A 17,523-nucleotide genomic window follows, 5' to 3' on the forward strand; every position below is an offset into this window, starting at 1 on the left:
TGCGATAAGGTTTCAATCATTCAGTCAAACTGATGGGAAACGGATAAGCGGATGTTGTACGAACCTTTTTTGCCGCCGGAAAACTCTTTTTCCGCATCGGCAAAGACATTCGTTTTTTTGCCTGTCCGCGCATTGTAGCCCAATCCGGCGGAATACCAAGTCCCCCTCGTATTCCATTTTTGAGCATAACTGCTGTTGCCTTCAAATGCCTTAAAGGAGCGGCTGCCCAAGAATTCATGAAGAATATTGCCTTTTACATAGAAAAGTTTTTTATCTTCGTCAAATTTTCTCACAACATCCAAACCCAAGCGGCCTATCAGGCTGTTTACGTGGCTTAAGTTGACATTTATACCATTGTCGAGCCGATAGCCCGCACCTCTCAAATAGGAATATTGCAACTGTGCTTGCGGTGTAATCCGCCACAATTTATCGTCATCCAAAAATTTACGGCGGCCGTATTCGGTGCTGATAGAGAATAGGGTGTTGCTATATTTTCCCTTGCCCCATAATTGCCCCATATGATTTCGTGCAATCACACGGTTACGCAGTTTTCCTATTTTTAATACATTGTCGATATATCCTGTTTCGTCTCCTTCTTTATCTATGTATTGGGTAGTATTGTACAGGGCCAATTCATATTTCCTGATTTTGCCCTTGCCAAACGTATTCCATAATGATGTCCTGCCGTGGCCGTAGTCGAAACTTATGCCCCATTTGCGTTTTTTCTCCTGCTCGTTGAGGCTGAAGCGGTCATATCCGATTTCAAAATCGTTGTTATGAAACCTAAACGCATTGGATTGAATCAAACGGGTATGCGTCAGCCTTATCCAATCGCCTTCTTTTTTGTCCAACGTTGAAAAAGCCCGCTCCCCTTCGCGTTTGGTATAAGTATCCAAAGTGAACGCATAATGTGCGGTTGAGTCGAACATATCATTGATATTTTTGACATTTCGGCTCGGATTGCCCGTAGTTTGTTTGACTAAATAGACATTTTTTCTATGCTCGCTACCATACATCGCATCCACATCTGTGTTACCTGCTTTTTCAGCAGTCATTGTTTCACCATTAAATCTGCGATTGTAATCATCGTTATTGCTCGGATCAGTTTTATGGTCAGAATATTCAACCGTTAAAGCCTGCTCCATAAGATGTGTATCATCAATATATTTCTTACCGTTCACAAATTCATTGCCTGAATTTTCTCGAACAGTCGCAAAACGCAGGCGGTCGCCGTAATTCATACTGTCGAGCACTTCGGACAGATTTTTGACGACGACTTCTTGCGGAGTGGACGTTCCTTTTTTCACATAGAGCATATCGCTGTGAATGCCGTCTTTATTCAGATGCATCAAGAATTTATTGGCACCCGCCAATTCGCCGATATGTAAGGCGCGTCCGCTCGTTTTGCTGTTGCTGTCAAAATCAACCGTACCTTCGCCACTCAATTTATCCAGCCAACTTTGACCTGTCATCGTCCATAATGCGTCTTTGGCTAAATTAAGGTTAATTTCGCCCGCACTTTTGCCTTCTAGGTTATTGACATATCGGTTGAATAAATCTTTATGGGCAGGATTATTTAACCCAGCAAAGTTATCTAAACGACCTACTAAATGACTGTTTGGTGTGAAGTCTAACTCTACTTTGCCATTATTTGCGGATAACACATCACCTGTTAATGTCATAGTGTTAGTAGAGAAATTTAATGGTTTAATAGCAATATTACCGCCATTTGCGATGGTTGCGCCCGTAATTTCACTCTTATCAGCATAATTTAAGTTGATGCGCCCCTCTGTTGATGCGTGATTAGCGATTTTTGAACTTAATTTAATTTGACCATTTACATCTATCTTAGCACTGTTTAATGAATAAATACCTGTTTCAGAGGCATTAATAGTATTGTTTCTAGCAGCTAAAGTAACACTTGCCTTAGTGTCGGATTTAATCCCTTCGTGTTTGGCATTAATCGTATTGTCTTCTTTTGCAGTTAATAAGATTGATCCATTATTTGAGGCAAATATATTAACAGTTTTATCTGCTTTAGAATTAACATTAAGATTAACAATATTGCTTTTTTGAGAATCTAAATTAATGGTTGAATCATCACTGTAAATAGCAACATTACTGCCATTAATTTCGTTTTTATCTTCTGCTTTTAAAGTTTGCTGACTTTTTTCAGAAGCATACAGTCCCAATTTACTAGATACTTGGTTTTCCTTTCCATTCAGAGCAATATGACTACCCTCATGTCTAGTCCAAACACCTGTTCCACCACCAATAATCTCATTTTTTTCGCTGGCCGTTACCGTTTGTTGACCTTTACCAAATGCTTTCATTCCATTTTGAAAGGCTAAAATAGTATTGTTTTTACCATCAATAGTGACAGTGGCTTGAGTGTGAGCATTAGACCCATCATTTGCTCCTGCAATAGCATTATCTTCTTTGGCGGTAATCCCAACTTTAGCACCGTCTTGCGATACCACGCCATTATGTTCAAAAGCTCGCGCTTTATCGCTTAATTCAGTGAGAATATAATTATTTTTACCCGTCAATTTAACTAAAGACTTATCTCCTGCACTAAGTATGCCATTTGAGCCTTTTTTACCTTTATAATGATCGGTTTCCTTTAACACAGCAGAATTTTCAAGATAATCCATATTTGCATCGGTGGCTTTCATGGTAATGATATTATCTTTACCTGCCTCTAAGATAATTTTATTGCCATCATTGGTTAATGAAGGGCGGTCATTAGCTTGGGGGATTAAAGTAGCCAATCCATCGCTGTTATAAGCTGCGTTTTCAACCGTAATTTCATTATTTTCTTTTGCTGTTGCTGTAATAGAAGAGTTGGCAGAAACTTGTAAACCCTCTTCATACATAGGATTACCGCCCACTTCCACAATATTATTTTTGGCAGTCAAGGTGACTTGACTGTCGGTTGATGATTGAATACCTGTTCTGTAGTGTTCGCCTTCAGCTCTTTCAACAGGTGTGTTTAAATCCGGATTTTTTACCTTAATGATATTATTACCTTCTTCTGCTTCAAGAGTTGCTTTTGAATTATGAGTGGCAATAATTCCTTTTACAGAAGAGTGGTTTCTTACGTTTATATCTACTTCATTATTGCCTTTTGTCGCTTTTAAATTTACAGAGCTAAACCCATCAATAGTGGGTTGATCTAAATTATTAGGCTGGTTATTAATAAAAATACCTGTGGTATGCCCTGAATAAGGGCTGTCCTTGCTGGGGTTTTGTTTACCTAATCCTAATCCTAATCCATTGCCTTCAGTTGTAATGGAAACTTTATTATTTTCTCCAACTAAGGTGGTGTGAGATTTAAAGGCGGTTTCAATTCCTCTTAAATAACTTGGGGTGCTAAAATTTGCTGGGTTATCAATTTTGTCTTCTAAATGTGCATTAAGGGCAATAACATTATCGCCTTCTGTTGCCGTCAAATTAACATTTGTATTTAAATGGTTGACAATACCGCTATGGTGAATACCTTTGTGTATTTTTGCATTTAAGTTAAGATGGTTGCCTAATTTGGAGGTTAGAGATAATGAGCCTTTAGTGCCGTCTGTGGTGTAGTTGAGATATTTAACCAAAGATTTATCGTTAACTAAGTATTCTTGCTTATTGCTATCTAATGCTTTTTCAAGAAGATTTAAATTAAAATCAATTTTTCCTTTTGCCTCTAAATTAACGCTATTAGAATGTGGCTGAATGTATACAGATTGAAAGTTATTATTAAATGTAATGTCATTATTACTTTTTATATATAATTCTGGTTTATACTCCAAACCTCTATCCGCATAGGAAAGAATGCCATAAAAACCATTAACTTCTAAGTTTCCATTGTCTCCTTTACCTGTCGTAACTACTCCCAATTTTCTGTGCGGTTTATTCTTTTTCTTCATCATTGGTAATTAATCCAATATAATCAGTTGTTTTATCAACAGATATTTCCCTAGCTTCTGCATTAGCTTGCATTGCCACTACCGATTGAATCAACAAAGCAATGGTAGATAAAGCAAATTTTCTATTTTGTTTCATCAAAGTCTCCTTAATGTTTAATTGAAATCCTGATTTGCGTATTGTTATGCCGGTGCGAAATCGGTCTCCGTGCCGGATATATTGTGTGAAGTCTCTCGTCTTTTCCAGTATGCGCCTAATATCGGCTTAAGGCAAACGGCGGGGCGGTATCCGTATGCGGCACGCCGCCTTTCCCTGCCGTATAATCATATTGTTTGCAAACCTGTTGACGGAGCCGTTATGACCGATTTGTTTGTCCGAGAACCCGATGCGCCGCTTGCCGAACGCCTGCGCCCGCATACGCTTGACGACGTGGTGGGGCAGGAACACCTCATCGGCGAAGGTAAACCTTTGCGTGTGGCGGTGGAGGGCGGCAAACCGCATTCTATGCTGCTGTGGGGGCCGCCGGGCGTGGGAAAAACCACGCTGGCGCGGATTTTGGCGCAGAGTTTCAACGCCCAGTTCCTGCCGGTTTCCGCCGTATTTTCCGGCGTGAAGGACATACGCGAGGCAATCGATAAAGCCGAAATTGCTTTGCAGCAGGGACGCGCGACGATTTTGTTTGTCGATGAAGTCCACCGTTTCAACAAGGCGCAGCAGGATGCGTTTTTACCGCATGTCGAAAGCGGTTTGCTGACCTTTATCGGTGCGACGACGGAAAATCCGTCGTTTGAAGTGAATCCCGCGCTGTTGAGCCGCGCTCAGGTGTATGTTTTGCAATCCTTGTCTTCAGACGACCTCAAGAAACTGATTGCCAAAGTGTTGGCTTTGCTTGAATACCAAGAGTTTACGATTGAAGCGGATGCGCAAGAATTACTCGTGAATACCGCTGACGGTGATGCGCGTAGATTGTTGAATTTGTTGGAACAACTGTTACGCGCCGCCGATACATGCCGTCTGAAAACCTTAACCGCCGAATTTCTCGCCGACAGTCTCGGGGCGCAAATCCGCCGTTTCGACAAAGGCGGCGAGAGTTTCTACAACCAAATCTCCGCTCTGCACAAATCCGTGCGCGGCTCGCATCCGAACGCCGCACTGTATTGGTTTTGCCGTATGCTCGACGGCGGCACCGACCCGCGCTACCTCGCCCGTCGTATCGTGCGCATGGCGTGGGAGGATATCGGGCTTGCTGACCCGCGCGCCTTCCAAATCGCCAACGATGCCGCCACCACCTTTGAACGCTTAGGCTCGCCCGAAGGCGAACTCGCGCTGGCGCAAGCCGTGCTGTACCTTGCTGCTGCCGCCAAATCCAACGCGGGCTACAAGGCATACAACCAAATGCGCCGCTTCGTCAAAGAAAACGCCGGCAGCGAAGTGCCCGTCCACCTGCGCAACGCGCCGACCAAGCTGATGAAGGAATTGGGCTACGGGCGCGAATACCGCTACGCCCACGACGAACCGAACGCCTACGCCGCCGGCGAAAGTTATATGCCCGACGGCTTGGACGAACCCGATTTCTACCAACCCGTTCCGCGCGGGCTGGAAATCAAAATCGGCGAAAAGCTGGCGTGGCTCAAATCGCTGGATGAAGAGGCATTGCCCAAGGGATAGGGCGGATTGGGGCAGGGCGGCTTCCTGCCGTGTTGTTTGACAGGCGCGGCGGATTTTGCCGACTTGGCGTTTTGTTCCATCTTGACTGCCTGCCGCAAAAGCCTTCAGACGGCATTTCGAGCCTCGGGATGCCGTCTGAACGCGTGCCGCCCTTGCCGTGCCGGTTGCGGAACGATTCGGGGTTTGTCGGCACGGGCTTTGCGGCGGCTGAAACGGCTTTTGCGCCACCGCTTATTTTTCAGACCGGGTTTTAACGATCCGCCGCTGCCGTCCGTTTGCAGGGAAGGGCGGCGATGCCGTCTGAAGGCGGGAAAGCCCGCTTCAGACGGCATCGGGGCTTTATCCGTTGTATCGGGCTGAGTCATTTGATTATTTTATTTTTGGAACGGTTTTATGGTTGCCGAAAAATATGTTATCGAAAGCGGATTTCCTTATCCGATGGGGGCGGTGCCGATGGACGGCGGGGTCAATTTCGCCTTGTTTTCAGGCAATGCCGAAAAAGTGGAACTGTGCCTGTTTGATGGTGGAAACAGGGAAACGCGCTTGGTGCTGCCTTCGCACGAAGGCACGGTGTTTTATGGCTTTGTGCGCGGAATCGGCGCGGGGCAGCGTTACGGCTACCGCGTGTACGGCAGGGCGGACGCGGAGGCGGAATCCTGTTTCAATCCGCAAAAGCTGCTGCTCGATCCGTATGCGCGGCAGACCGACGGCAAACCGGGTTTCCGCAATGCGGAAGAGATGGCATGGTTCAGGCCGGAGGACGGGCGCGACAACGCGGCGTTCGCGCCCAAAAGCGTGGTGCGTGGCGATGACGGTTTCGACTGGGGCGGCGACCGCCGTCCGCGCGTCCCCTTGGCGCAAACCGTGATTTACGAGGCGCACGTCAAGGGGCTGACCAAACAGTTTCCCGATTTGGCACACGCCGGAACATACCGCGCCCTGTCCGATGCGCGCGTGATTGCCTATTTGAAGGATTTGGGCGTTACCACGCTCGAGCTGCTGCCGGTTCAGCAGCATCTTGACGAATACCATTTGCAGCAGGCGGGGCTGACGAACTATTGGGGTTACAACACTTGCGCCCATTTCGCAGTCGAGCCGTCCTATGCGGCGGAGGCGGAACAGGCTGCGGCGGAGCTGAAACAGGCGGTCAAATCGCTGCACGTGGCAGGTTTGGAAGTGATTTTGGACGTGGTGTACAACCATACCGCCGAACAGGACGAAACCGGCGCGATGCTGTGCCAGCGCGGTATCGACAATGCGCGCTGGTATTGGCACAAGCCGCACGGCGGTTATGAAAACTGGTCGGGCTGCGGCAACACACTGCGTATTGCCGACCGCGATGTGGCGCGTTGGGCTGCGGACAGCCTGCGCTATTGGGCGGAACACTTCCATATAGACGGTTTCCGCTTCGACTTGGGAACGGTTTTGGGACGCGGGCCGGATTTCCGAACGGACGGGCATTTTTTCCAAACGCTTTACCAAGACCCCGTGCTGGCAGATGTGAAACTGATTGCCGAAGCGTGGGACATCGGCGGCGACGGCTACCGTTTGGGGCAGTTTCCGCCGCCGTTTGCCGAATGGAACGGACGTTTCCGCGACGATATGCGCGCGTTTTGGGTGTGGGAAAACGGCAATTTGGGCGCGTTTGCCGAACGTCTGGCAGGCTCGTCCGACCTGTTCCGGCACGGCGGACGCAAGCCCTCGGCAAGCCTCAACTTCATTACCGCACACGACGGCTTCACCCTGCGCGACTTGGTCAGTTACAACGAAAAACACAACGATGCCAACGGCGAGGGCAACCGCGACGGACACAACGGCAACATCAGCTACAACCACGGCATCGAAGGCGCGGCCGGCGACGCGGACATACGGCAAAGCCGCGAATACACCGCCAAAGCACTGCTTGCCTCGCTGTTCCTTTCCAACGGCATCCCGATGCTGCTCGGCGGCGACGAGTTCGGCAACAGCCAGCAGGGCAACAACAATGCCTATTGCCAAGACAACCCGATTGCGTGGCTAGACTGGCAGGACGCGGACGAAATGTTGCAGGATTACACGAAATCGCTGATTGCCCTGCGCCGGGAAATCGGCATTTTGAACGAAAACATCTGGTGGACGGAGGGCAGGGTGCGCTGGCTGAATGCCGACGGAGTGCCGATGAATCATGAAAACTGGCACGACAGGACGGCGAAATCGATGCAGGTTCTGCTGGATGGGCAGTGGCTGCTGTTGGTCAACGGTGCGCGTAATCGGCAGTTTTTTAACCTGCCTCAAGGACGGTGGCAGGTTTCTTGCGTACCATCGGAGAAATTTAATTACAATGCTTCTGAAAATCGGTTTGCCGCCGGACATATGGGCATTTGGGTTTTGAAGCAGGAAGCATGACCCGCCCGAACACAAAGAACATAAATAAAAGAAATGCCGTCTGAACCGGCGACCCTTCAGACGGCATACGGAAACCTATTTTTCAATCACCCCGCAGAGAAAGGCTGTTTCACATGGCTCAAAAACTTCCCATTTCCGGTTTCGACTACGTTATGCCCAAACCGGATGCCGAGACCATCCGCAAGGCAATCGTCTATAAGCTGATTTTCATTTTGGGCGCAGACCCCAAAGATGCCAACGAACACCAATGGCTCAACGCCGCGATGCTTGCCGCACGCGACCTGATTGCCGAAGACTTCCTGAAAACCCGCCGCGCCCACATCGAAAACGGGAAGCGTATGGTTTACTACCTGTCTATGGAATTCCTGCTCGGCCGCGCATTTGTCAACGCCCTGATCAACGAAGGCGTTTACGCCGAATTTGAAGAGGCGTTCCGCCAACTGGGCAAAGCGTTCGCCGACGTTTGCGAACAAGAACAAGACCCGGGTTTGGGCAACGGCGGTTTGGGCCGCCTTGCCGCCTGCTTCTTGGATTCGCTCGCCACTTTGCGTATTCCGGCAATGGGCTACGGCATCCGCTACCAATACGGTATGTTCAAACAGGAAATCGCGGACGGACAGCAGGTCGAAAAACCCGATTTGTGGCTGGATCAGGATTTGGCTTGGCAGTTTGCCCGTCCGAACAAACAGTATTCCGTCCGTTTCGGCGGTCAGCTTCTGAATATGGGCGGCAAAAAAGAATGGCTGCCCGAAGAAGAAATCTCCGCGATGGCATACGACGAAATCATCCCGGGCTACGGCGGCGAATGTGCCAACCCGTTGCGCTTGTGGACGGCGCACGCCGGAAAACTGTTCAACCTTGCCGACTTCAACAAGGGCGACTATGCCTCTGCCGTCCGCGCGCAAAACAGCGACGAAAACATCTCCCGCGTCCTCTATCCGAACGATTCTACCGACAGCGGCAGAGAGCTGCGCCTGAAACAGGAATATTTCCTTGTTTCCGCCTCGGTTCAAGACATCGTCGCACGCCACAAATGCCGTTTCCCGAGCGTTGAAAACCTTGCCGACAAAGCCGCCATCCACCTGAACGACACCCATCCCGTGCTTGCCATTCCCGAGCTGATGCGCATCTTGATCGACGAAGAGGGTATCGAATGGACAAAAGCATGGGAAATGTGCTGCAAAATCTTCTCCTACACCAACCACACGCTGATGAGCGAAGCCTTGGAAACCTGGCCGGTCGAGCTGATGGCGCGCCTGCTTCCCCGACATCTGGACATCGTCTTTGAAATCAACGCCCGCTTCCTCAACAGCGTACAGGAACAGGGTTTTGGTGAAGACTTTGTCCGCCGCGTCTCCATCATCGACGAAACCCACGGCCGCCGCGTGCGTATGGGTTGGCTTGCCGTCATCGGTTCGCACAAGGTCAACGGCGTGGCAAAAATCCACTCCGACCTGATGGTCAACACCATTTTTGCGGACTTCGCCAAAGTGTTCCCCGAACGCTTTACCAACGTAACCAACGGCGTAACCCCGCGCCGCTGGATCAACATCGCCAACCCCGAGTTGACCAAGTTCCTCGACAAACATTTGGGCGGAGACGACTGGCGTTTGCATTTGGACAAGCTGACCAAGCTCAACGGCACGGCGGACGATGCCGCCGTGCAGGCGGAATTCGGCGCAGTGAAAAAAGCCGCCAAAGAACGCCTCGCCCGATACATCGAAACCGAGCTGGGTATCAAAGTCAGCACCGACGCGCTTTTCGACATCCAAATCAAACGTATCCACGAGTACAAACGCCAAGCTTTGAACGTGATGCACATCGTGGACCGCTACAATAAAATCTTGGAAAACCCCGATTACGATTGGCAGCCGCGCGTGTTCATCTTTGCCGGCAAAGCCGCATCCGCCTACTATATGGCGAAAAAAATCATCCGCCTGATTAACGATGTGGCACGCGTCATCAACAACGACGAAAGCATCCGCGACCTGATTAAAGTCGTGTTCATCCCGAATTACAGCGTCAGCCTCGCACAAATCATCATCCCCGCCGCCGATTTGCACGAACAAATCTCACTGGCGGGTACGGAAGCATCTGGCACCGGCAATATGAAATTTGCCCTCAACGGCGCAATCTGTATGGGTACGCTGGACGGCGCGAACGTTGAAATTTTGGAAAAAGTCGGCGCGGACAACTGCTATATATTCGGAAACACCGTCGAACAAGTCGAAGAAATCCGCCGCAACGGTTACGACCCCTTGGGCTATATCGAGCGCGACAGCGACCTGCGCCGCGTCGTCAACCAAATCAGCCAAGGCGCGTTCTCGCCGGAAGAGCCGGGCCGCTACAAAGACGTGTTGCAGCCGTACGGCGATTTCTATCAACTGATGGCGGATTTCCGCAGCTACATCGACACGCAATACAAAGCGGACGGACACTACCGCAACACCTCCGCGTGGCGCAAATCAGCCTTGATCAACATCGCCAATATGGGCTTTTTCTCATCCGACCGCTCCATCGCCGACTACTGCCGTGATATTTGGCACATCGAGCCATTGAGTGAAAAAGAACTGCCCGGCAATAATTAAGCGTTGGGCAGATGGCAAAAGCCGATACATCGGAAAGGTGTATCAGCTTTTTTATATTTGCTGTTTTTTAATTGGATAACAAACTTAAAAGGCCGTCTGAAAATTTTCAGACGGCCTTTTAAAATTTAACTGCCATTTTACAGGATACTTGTAGCCTTACTTTGTCTTATTTGAGATTCTCCAACAGTTTTTCCCCATCAGTAATCTGAGATAATGTTTGGGCAAAAGGAAAAGAACGTCCCAAAATGGATTTAACCTGTTTTGCTTTGATTGGATTTTGACTTAAATCGAAAAAATGTTCTAGTTTTTGAAAAAATGTTTTATTATCAACGCCGTAATGATGAGTTTTCTCTATGATTCCTGTTGCTTGACCATATGCAACAATTCCTTGTCCAGAGGCGTATAGGAATACATAGTCTCCTTTTTTAATCCGACAGATTTTTTCTTTGTAGCCATCTTCAAATGCAGCAGCTACTTGGTTTGTCATCATAAAATTATGGTCTTCCAGGTCGTTGGCACTATTAGTATTTAATAAGAAATATCGTGTTGTAGTTGAATTATCAAATTCTTCTTCTTTTTGTTTGTCAATCATTCGTTTGTTCTCCCAGTCTTGAATAATGAATTCTTGAATTAAATCATTGATGATATCTTGGCGGGTTGTTTCCCAAGCATCGGCAAGCTCTTGCAAAATCAAATCATCTTTAATGGATAAACGTAAACTCAACGTAATCTTATTTTGATTTCGTTGGTTGTATATTTCTGTGCGGCGGTCGATAAAGCTATTAGGCATAATTATATCCTTTTGTTTTGGGGTTAAATAAAATATCAGGAGGAGAGGATTCATTCTTGATGGCGATCATTATGTTATATTTCTATTTTTTATGCAATAAAAATTACTCTTAAATTATTCTTATTTTATTATATTATTATTTTTATTTAGAATAAACTATAATAATGACTTTTATGGGAGGTTCTGGCTGAATCAGGTAATTTATAGCAAAAGGTCGTCTGAAAACCGGAATTCGGGTTTCAGACGACCTTTTGATAGGACAGGCGGTTTATTTGTTTTCCGCTTCTTCAAAGCCGACGACTTCCAAACCGAATCCGGTCAGACCGGTGAAAGATGAGGGTTGCCCGAGGACGCGCAGTTTTTTGACGTTGAGGCCGGCGAGGATTTGCGCGCCGATGCCGTAGCTTTTGCTGTCCCATTTGTAGGCTTGGTTTGCGCCTTTGGGCAGGGTGCGGTCGAGCAGGGATGCGCCGTCTTCGGTGCGGTGCAGGAGAATGACGACGCCGCTTTCGACCTGTTGGACGCGTTCGAGTGCTTTGGGCAGCGACCAGGAATGGCGCGGGTTGGCTTGGATGAAGTCCATCACGCTGAAGGGTTCGTGGACGCGGACGAGGGTTTCTGCGTCGGCAGAGGGTGTGCCTTTGACGAGGGCGAGGTGGGTTTCGCCGGAGAGCTTGTCCACGTAAACGTGTTGTTGGAACTCGCCCCACGGGGTTTGTACGGGCGCGTTGCCCATATCTTCGAGCAGGCTTTCGGTGCGGCTGCGGTATTCGATGAGGTCGGCAATCGTGCCGATTTTGAGCTTGTGTTCTTCGGCAAACTTCATCAGTTCGGGCATACGCGCCATGGTACCGTCGTCGTTGATGATTTCACAGATGACGGCGGCGGGGATAAGCCCGTTCATTTGCGCCAGATCGACTCCGGCTTCGGTGTGTCCGGCGCGGACGAGTACGCCGCCTTTTTGGGCACGAAGCGGGAAGATGTGGCCGGGTTGGACAATGTCTTCGGGTTTGGCGGACGGGGAAACGGCGGTTTGGATGGTCAGGGCGCGGTCGGCGGCGGAAATGCCGGTGGTGATGCCGTGCGCCGCTTCGATGGAAACGGTAAAGTTGGTACCGTATTGCGCGCCGTTTTTTTGGGTCATCATCGGCAGGCCGAGTTTTTCGACCATTTCGCCCTCCATCGGCAGGCAGACCAGGCCGCGCGCGTGTTTAATCATGAAGTTGACGGATTCGGGGGTAACGAATTGAGCCGCCATCAGCAGGTCGCCTTCGTTTTCGCGGTCTTCGGCATCGGTAATGATGACCATTTTGCCGGCTTTGATGTCGGCGAGGATTTCGGGGATGGTGGAAATATGGGACATGGTGTGTTTTCCTGTATGTTCGGGCGGGCGGGCGGTGTGTTCGGTATCGAGCCAGAAGGCGGGCATGTTCGCCGCCTGTTCGATTTTTCTGGCTTTTTTCTCGCCGAAGGATTTGTTTTTTAAGAGGGCGGAGAGTTCGCCCGTATTGAGGCAGACGGCTTCGGCAAAACGGTTTTGCAAACCGCCGTAGTGTTCTGCTATCCATTGCCGCAGGTTGCGGCGGCGCAGGTCGGCTGTATCGGTCATTGTTTCATCCTTTATAAAAATCGGATGCAGCGGATTGTAAGCGCGTATTTACCAAAAAGCAAATCTGTTTTTTCGCTAAACCGATTTATTTTCTTTTTGGTAAACAGATGCCGTCTGAAGCCGGATTCGTGGCTTCAGACGGCATTGCCGCAATCCCCGCCGGCGGGGCGGCTGTTTCTTCCCGCCCGCTTCCGATTCGGGGTTTGCCGGAAGCTTATTCCGAAAAAAATTTCTGATAAACGGCCTTGATTGCCGGGTACAGCATAGGCGGTACGAGCAGGCGCAATATCGGCAATCCTATGATGAATGCGGTCTTCCCGATAAAAATCGGATGCATCGTCTTCGCGCCGAATATCTTTCTGCATTTTTCTTTAAATGAAAAATATTTCCGGTAGATGAGGATAATGTTTTTGGAAAAATAAAGCCTTACCAATATAGACCTCAGATAGCCGATATTGTCGAAGACAAATTTTTGCAAACCGCCGTAGATGGGGGAATTTTTGTTTTCGACTAAAAAATCCACACCCCGGTCGAGATGCGTCAGCACATCGCTGAAATTTTTGTATTTGATGTTGTGGCTGATAGAGCCGCCGAGAACGCGGTACTGGTAAAAAGGGTTATCGTAAAAGGCAAAAGTCTTGATAAAACGCGCCAATTGCAAACTGTACGGGAAATCCTCGTGAATGTATCCTTTTGGGAAAAACAGATTGTTTTTAATGATGATTTCCCGCCTGACAATCTTTGTCCACGCGTTGGCGATATAGTACCGCCCCTCCACCAGCGTTTCAAAATGGCGGACAAAATCATTATCCGAAAAGTCCGCCCCTTTGGGGATGTCGCGGTAATTGAAGGACGAGGGATGCAGGATCAAATCAACCTTTTTGTCTGCAAGTTGTTGTAAATCAAAGAGAATCCCCCCCCCCCGCGTTTTTTGAACGGTTGGTATCGGCCCAATAATCGTCGCTGTCCAAAAAGATTAGGTAATCGCCTTTTGCCGCCCGGATACCGGCGTTGCGGGCATCCGACAGCCCGCCGTTTTCTTGATGAATCACTTTTATATGCGGATATTTGCCTGTATATTCGTCGCAAATCTTCCCGCAGCCGTCCGGCGAACCGTCATCGACCAAAATCATTTCATAATCGGCAAAATTTTCGGCAAGCACGGAATCCACGCAGCAGCGGAGGTATTTTTCCACATTGTAAATAGGGACGATGATGGAGAAAATCATAAATATCAATCCATTATATTAAGATGTTTGCGCGTATGCCTCAAACCCGCACCCGCAATGCGTTTGCATCCGCACCCTGTAACTTTATATAGTGGATTAACAAAAATCAGGACAAGGCGACGAAGCCGCAGACAGTACAAATAGTACGGCAAGGCAACGCTGTACTGGTTTAAATTTAATCCACTATAAAACTTATTGCTTTATCAAGGTATGGGAAACCTGTTTCCCGAAAGGCGGCGCAGGATGCCCGTTCCCTGCATCTTTGCCTTATTCCGGCATCAGATGTCCCAGCTTGTCTGCTTTGGTTTGGAGATAACGCTCGTTTTCCAGATTTTCCCCGACGTGCAGGGGGATGCGTTCGACCACGTTAATCCCCGCATCTTTCAGGGTTTGGATTTTTTCGGGGTTGTTGGTCAGCAGTTTGACCGAGCGGATGCCTAGATATTCGTAGATAGATTGCGCCAAACGGAAATCGCGGGCATCGACGGGCAGACCGAGTGCCACGTTCGCCTCAACCGTATCCATACCCTGATCCTGCAAATGATAGGCGCGGATTTTGTTAATCAGCCCGATGCCGCGCCCTTCCTGACGCAGATAGACGATGATGCCGCGCCCCTCTGCCTGTACCGCTTTCATTGCCGCTTCCAGTTGCGGACCGCAGTCGCATTTTCTCGAGAACAGCGCATCGCCCGTCAGGCATTCGGAGTGGATGCGCGTCAACACCGGTTTGCCGTCTGAAAAATCACCGACGGTCAGCGCGACGTGCTCCTGCCCGTTTGTCTCTTCAAAGCCGTGCATCGTAAATACGCCCCATTCGGTCGGCAGGCGGCAGGAAGCCACATGGTTCAACATTTCAGACATCTTCACTCCCATCTTTTCCGGCAGACATACCCAACAGCAGTTTCAAAGGTTTGGACAAAGCCAAGGCAAGAGCCACCCATTCCGCCTGTGCTGCCTCATCCGCACACTCTGCGCATTCAAATTCCACATGAACCACGCCCAACACACCGCCACTTTCCGTGCAGACCGGAATGGAAATTTGCGCCGCCGAAGCATGATTGCGTTCTCCCGAAAGCTCACCCAAATCCAACCAACGGCGTACATCCGAGGCAACATTCATCCAGCCGCTTTGCGCCGAACGGCAAGCCAGCGAAACCTTGCCTGCCGCTTCATCCAAATCCCACAGGTTTTCCAAAACCTCGCCCTGTCGGGACAGGCATATCAGTTGGAAAGCCTGGTTTTCAGACGGCATCAGGGCATAAACCGCCGCACTCCGCACGCCTGTCGAGCGCGAAAACACCGAATCCAAAGCCATGAAAAGCCGTTTCAGACCTTCCTCATTCCCGCTGTTTTGCTCCAAATAATCGGCAAGCCTCCAATCCTCATGCTCAAGCCACAAAACCGAACGCTCAATCGAAGCCGTCCCCATATCCATTACCGTCTGAGTCGTCAGATACGCCGCCCGAACCTCGTCAAGCGACAGCTTTAAACCTTGGGTCAGCAGAAAATCTTTAATCAAAGCAGCAGGCATACTCAAATTCCGTCAATAAAATAAAACCGCCGGATTCCGATGCCAGGCGGACGAATAGTGGATTTTACCGCTGCAAAGCATAAGCCTCAACTATTACGCCCAAAGCCTTGCGCAATCGGACAAAATCTGTATAATCTCCACCCTTATGCGGACGTGGCGAAATTGGTAGACGCACCAGATTTAGGTTCTGGCGCCGAGAGGTGTGAGAGTTCGAGTCTCTCCGTCCGCACCATTAACAATAAATAAATCAATTACTTAAAATACATTGGGACAATTTAGGGACGCAAAATACAGGCCATCTGATTTAATCAGGTGGCTTTTTTATCGGGCTTGGATAAATTTAAAATCATATAAATCAGAATCTTGCAATATATTCAAAAACCTCTTGCATTACCGTTAAAACATTGATTACACGCCAAACAACCTGAAGGAATTGCGCCATAAATACGGCTTGACGCAAAAGTGGGTTGCCGAGATTACGGGCGTAACTTTGGTGACGGAACAAAAATAGGAGGCGGCAATGGGTTTGAAAGCGCATTGCGATATGCCGCACACGCGTTGGTTGGTTTTGTTGGAATATTTGGGGAATATTTAAATCGGTTTTGTTTGAATAACATCGGAATGATGCCGTCTGTAAGCAAATTTGCTTCAGGCGGCTTTTTATTTGCCCCGAGAAATGGTTTGTCGGTGTGTTTTTTGTGTAACTTAGCGCGGGGAGATTGCGTGGCAGATTGATGCGCTTAATGGGAAGTTTGAGTGGAAAGAGGAGAAGGGCTTTGACCCGAATGTGTTTAAAACAACCAGTTATGAGATTACCGACCCGAATACGGGCTTGGCGGCGGTATTTTGAATATGGGCAGGAAAGCCGCCGAGAAGGCTGTATTGAAGAAAATGGGCAGGAAAGCCGCCGAGAAGGCTGTATTGAAGAAAATGGGCGTTGCGGCGACTAAGGGAACGCCTGAATTTGCGGCTTTGGCGGCTAAGGAGTCCGTCAAGGGCGGATTGGGCGGTGCGGCACGGCACGCGGCGGCTTTGCGCGAGTTGCGCGGCGTGGTGGCGCAGTGGAACAGGAAGCATCCGGAGCGTGCCATTAAGTCGGAAAACATTATGGCGGGCGTGAGGAACCGGCAACGGCGCGTTGCGGGGGCGAAAGACGGCATTTATCTGCCGGACAAGCACTCGGATGCGCGTACCGACGGCGGTTTTGCCTTCGGGCATTGAGGAAGTCCTGAACCTGAAAATGGTTCGGGCTTTTTTTAGGTGGTTGAATGCCGCCGATACGGTTGGTTTAATGGGTGTGTTTTTAACTTGTTGGAGTGGTTATGGCCAATACGCTTTATGATACTTCCCGCCAGATGTTCTTGGTGGGGCAGTTGAACCGGGCGGATGATACGGTCAAGGTCGCTTTGGTGGATACCAATGCTTATACGCCGAATGTGGCGACGCATAAGCATACCGACGATAAACATACAAACAACCTCATTTCAATGGATATATATCAGTATATGGCAAACGGTTTTTCTTCAGGCGTTACTATCGGCGCATCAGCCGGCACTGCAGTTGTCAGTATCAAGTCCGAGCAGTACGGAATTTTGCGAATCCTGCATTCTGCAACGGATAGGGTACAAAACCTGATAAAAAATATAGTGGATTAACAAAAATCAGGACAAGGCGACGAAGCCGCAGACAGTACAAATAGTACGGCAAGGCGAGGCAACGCCGTACTGGTTTTTGTTAATCCACTATACATGCCGTCTGAAGCTGTTGCAGACAAAGGGGATGATGTCCGACTTTGGTCGGCAGTTCTGTTT

Annotated in this window: 12 protein-coding genes, 1 tRNA gene and 3 pseudogenes; 8 read left to right on the forward strand and 8 right to left on the reverse strand. The window is 49.0% G+C overall.

The window, feature by feature from the left end; translation table 11 throughout:
* Positions 1-20: 20 nt before the first annotated feature.
* Complete coding sequence (locus Q9J80_RS04790; protein ID WP_369423564.1) at positions 21-3,797, reverse strand: autotransporter outer membrane beta-barrel domain-containing protein; 3,777 nt, start codon at positions 3,795-3,797, stop codon at positions 21-23.
* A 100-nt stretch (positions 3,798-3,897) separates the two neighbouring features.
* Positions 3,898-4,050, reverse strand: a complete 153-nt coding sequence (locus Q9J80_RS04795) for a hypothetical protein (RefSeq protein ID WP_304674156.1) — start codon at positions 4,048-4,050, stop codon at positions 3,898-3,900.
* 219 nt (positions 4,051-4,269) lie between these two features.
* Between Q9J80_RS04795 and Q9J80_RS04800 the strand changes: the two genes are divergently transcribed.
* Entirely contained in the window at positions 4,270-5,580 is a 1,311-nt protein-coding gene (locus Q9J80_RS04800) for a replication-associated recombination protein A (RefSeq protein ID WP_301673314.1), read from the forward strand.
* Positions 5,581-5,684: 104 nt separating this feature from the next.
* Here Q9J80_RS04800 and Q9J80_RS04805 read toward each other — a convergent pair whose 3' ends face one another.
* Positions 5,685-5,912, reverse strand: coding sequence for a hypothetical protein (locus tag Q9J80_RS04805; RefSeq protein WP_301673315.1), 228 nt, complete (start codon positions 5,910-5,912; stop codon positions 5,685-5,687).
* 61 nt (positions 5,913-5,973) lie between these two features.
* On the opposite strand from Q9J80_RS04805, the gene glgX reads away from it, so the two are divergent.
* Both glgX and Q9J80_RS04815 read left to right on the forward strand, forming a co-directional pair.
* Positions 5,974-7,965: a glycogen debranching protein GlgX gene (gene glgX / locus Q9J80_RS04810; protein ID WP_301673316.1), complete on the forward strand. Its 1,992-nt coding sequence runs from the start codon at positions 5,974-5,976 to the stop codon at positions 7,963-7,965.
* Positions 7,966-8,078: 113 nt separating this feature from the next.
* Positions 8,079-10,553 carry a glycogen/starch/alpha-glucan phosphorylase gene (locus tag Q9J80_RS04815; protein WP_301673317.1) on the forward strand — a complete coding sequence of 825 codons (2,475 nt, stop codon included), beginning with the start codon at positions 8,079-8,081 and terminating at the stop codon, positions 10,551-10,553.
* A gap of 166 nt (positions 10,554-10,719) precedes the next feature.
* Here Q9J80_RS04815 and Q9J80_RS04820 read toward each other — a convergent pair whose 3' ends face one another.
* Positions 10,720-11,343 carry a hypothetical protein gene (locus Q9J80_RS04820; RefSeq protein ID WP_301673318.1) on the reverse strand — a complete coding sequence of 208 codons (624 nt, stop codon included), beginning with the start codon at positions 11,341-11,343 and terminating at the stop codon, positions 10,720-10,722.
* Positions 11,344-11,611: 268 nt separating this feature from the next.
* A complete protein-coding gene (gene ribBA / locus Q9J80_RS04825) occupies positions 11,612-12,952 on the reverse strand; it encodes a bifunctional 3,4-dihydroxy-2-butanone-4-phosphate synthase/GTP cyclohydrolase II (protein WP_301673319.1) in 1,341 nt (446 codons plus the stop codon).
* Between the two features lie 107 nt (positions 12,953-13,059).
* On the opposite strand from ribBA, the gene Q9J80_RS04830 reads away from it, so the two are divergent.
* The gene (locus Q9J80_RS04830) at positions 13,060-13,188 is read left to right on the forward strand and encodes a hypothetical protein (RefSeq protein WP_017628988.1); all 129 of its coding nucleotides are present in this window, start codon (positions 13,060-13,062) and stop codon (positions 13,186-13,188) included.
* Here Q9J80_RS04830 and Q9J80_RS10980 read toward each other — a convergent pair.
* From Q9J80_RS10980 to Q9J80_RS04850, 3 genes and pseudogenes are all read right to left on the reverse strand, one after another.
* Positions 13,167-14,181 (reverse strand): annotated as a pseudogene (locus Q9J80_RS10980) (glycosyltransferase). The gene Q9J80_RS04830 and the pseudogene Q9J80_RS10980 overlap by 22 nt on opposite strands.
* A 267-nt stretch (positions 14,182-14,448) precedes the next feature.
* On the reverse strand, positions 14,449-15,042 hold the full coding sequence (gene ribA / locus Q9J80_RS04845) for a GTP cyclohydrolase II (RefSeq protein ID WP_304671585.1): 594 nt from the start codon (positions 15,040-15,042) through the stop codon (positions 14,449-14,451).
* Positions 15,035-15,712, reverse strand: a complete 678-nt coding sequence (locus Q9J80_RS04850; RefSeq protein ID WP_304671584.1) for a hypothetical protein — start codon at positions 15,710-15,712, stop codon at positions 15,035-15,037. Before Q9J80_RS04850 ends, ribA begins: the two co-directional genes overlap by 8 nt.
* Positions 15,713-15,859: 147 nt before the next feature.
* Here Q9J80_RS04850 and Q9J80_RS04855 point away from each other — a divergent pair.
* The 4 genes and pseudogenes from Q9J80_RS04855 to Q9J80_RS10990 form a co-directional block, all read left to right on the forward strand.
* Positions 15,860-15,944 (forward strand) — tRNA-Leu (locus Q9J80_RS04855).
* A gap of 788 nt (positions 15,945-16,732) precedes the next feature.
* Positions 16,733-16,933: pseudogene (locus tag Q9J80_RS10985) on the forward strand (hypothetical protein); the annotation flags it as partial.
* A gap of 101 nt (positions 16,934-17,034) precedes the next feature.
* Positions 17,035-17,367, forward strand: a complete 333-nt coding sequence (locus Q9J80_RS04865) for a hypothetical protein (RefSeq protein ID WP_301673323.1) — start codon at positions 17,035-17,037, stop codon at positions 17,365-17,367.
* Positions 17,363-17,475: pseudogene (locus Q9J80_RS10990) on the forward strand (IS5/IS1182 family transposase); the annotation flags it as partial. The gene Q9J80_RS04865 and the pseudogene Q9J80_RS10990, both read left to right, overlap by 5 nt.
* Between the last annotated feature and the right edge of the window lie 48 nt (positions 17,476-17,523).

This window comes from Neisseria blantyrii (genome assembly GCF_962747855.1).
Lineage (GTDB): Bacteria > Pseudomonadota > Gammaproteobacteria > Burkholderiales > Neisseriaceae > Neisseria > Neisseria viridiae.

What these genes read in the sequence shown, in the direction of transcription:
- Q9J80_RS04795 (WP_304674156.1), bottom strand. Translation starts at nt 4,050, where the DNA reads ATGAAACAAAATAGAAAATTTGCTTTATCTACCATTGCTTTGTTGATT.
- Q9J80_RS04800 (WP_301673314.1), top strand. Translation starts at nt 4,270, where the DNA reads ATGACCGATTTGTTTGTCCGAGAACCCGATGCGCCGCTTGCCGAACGC.
- Q9J80_RS04805 (WP_301673315.1), bottom strand. Translation starts at nt 5,912, where the DNA reads ATGCCGTCTGAAGCGGGCTTTCCCGCCTTCAGACGGCATCGCCGCCCT.
- glgX (WP_301673316.1), top strand. Translation starts at nt 5,974, where the DNA reads ATGGTTGCCGAAAAATATGTTATCGAAAGCGGATTTCCTTATCCGATG.
- Q9J80_RS04815 (WP_301673317.1), top strand. Translation starts at nt 8,079, where the DNA reads ATGGCTCAAAAACTTCCCATTTCCGGTTTCGACTACGTTATGCCCAAA.
- Q9J80_RS04820 (WP_301673318.1), bottom strand. Translation starts at nt 11,343, where the DNA reads ATGCCTAATAGCTTTATCGACCGCCGCACAGAAATATACAACCAACGA.
- ribBA (WP_301673319.1), bottom strand. Translation starts at nt 12,952, where the DNA reads ATGACCGATACAGCCGACCTGCGCCGCCGCAACCTGCGGCAATGGATA.
- Q9J80_RS04830 (WP_017628988.1), top strand. Translation starts at nt 13,060, where the DNA reads ATGCCGTCTGAAGCCGGATTCGTGGCTTCAGACGGCATTGCCGCAATC.
- ribA (WP_304671585.1), bottom strand. Translation starts at nt 15,042, where the DNA reads ATGTCTGAAATGTTGAACCATGTGGCTTCCTGCCGCCTGCCGACCGAA.
- Q9J80_RS04850 (WP_304671584.1), bottom strand. Translation starts at nt 15,712, where the DNA reads ATGCCTGCTGCTTTGATTAAAGATTTTCTGCTGACCCAAGGTTTAAAG.
- Q9J80_RS04865 (WP_301673323.1), top strand. Translation starts at nt 17,035, where the DNA reads ATGGCCAATACGCTTTATGATACTTCCCGCCAGATGTTCTTGGTGGGG.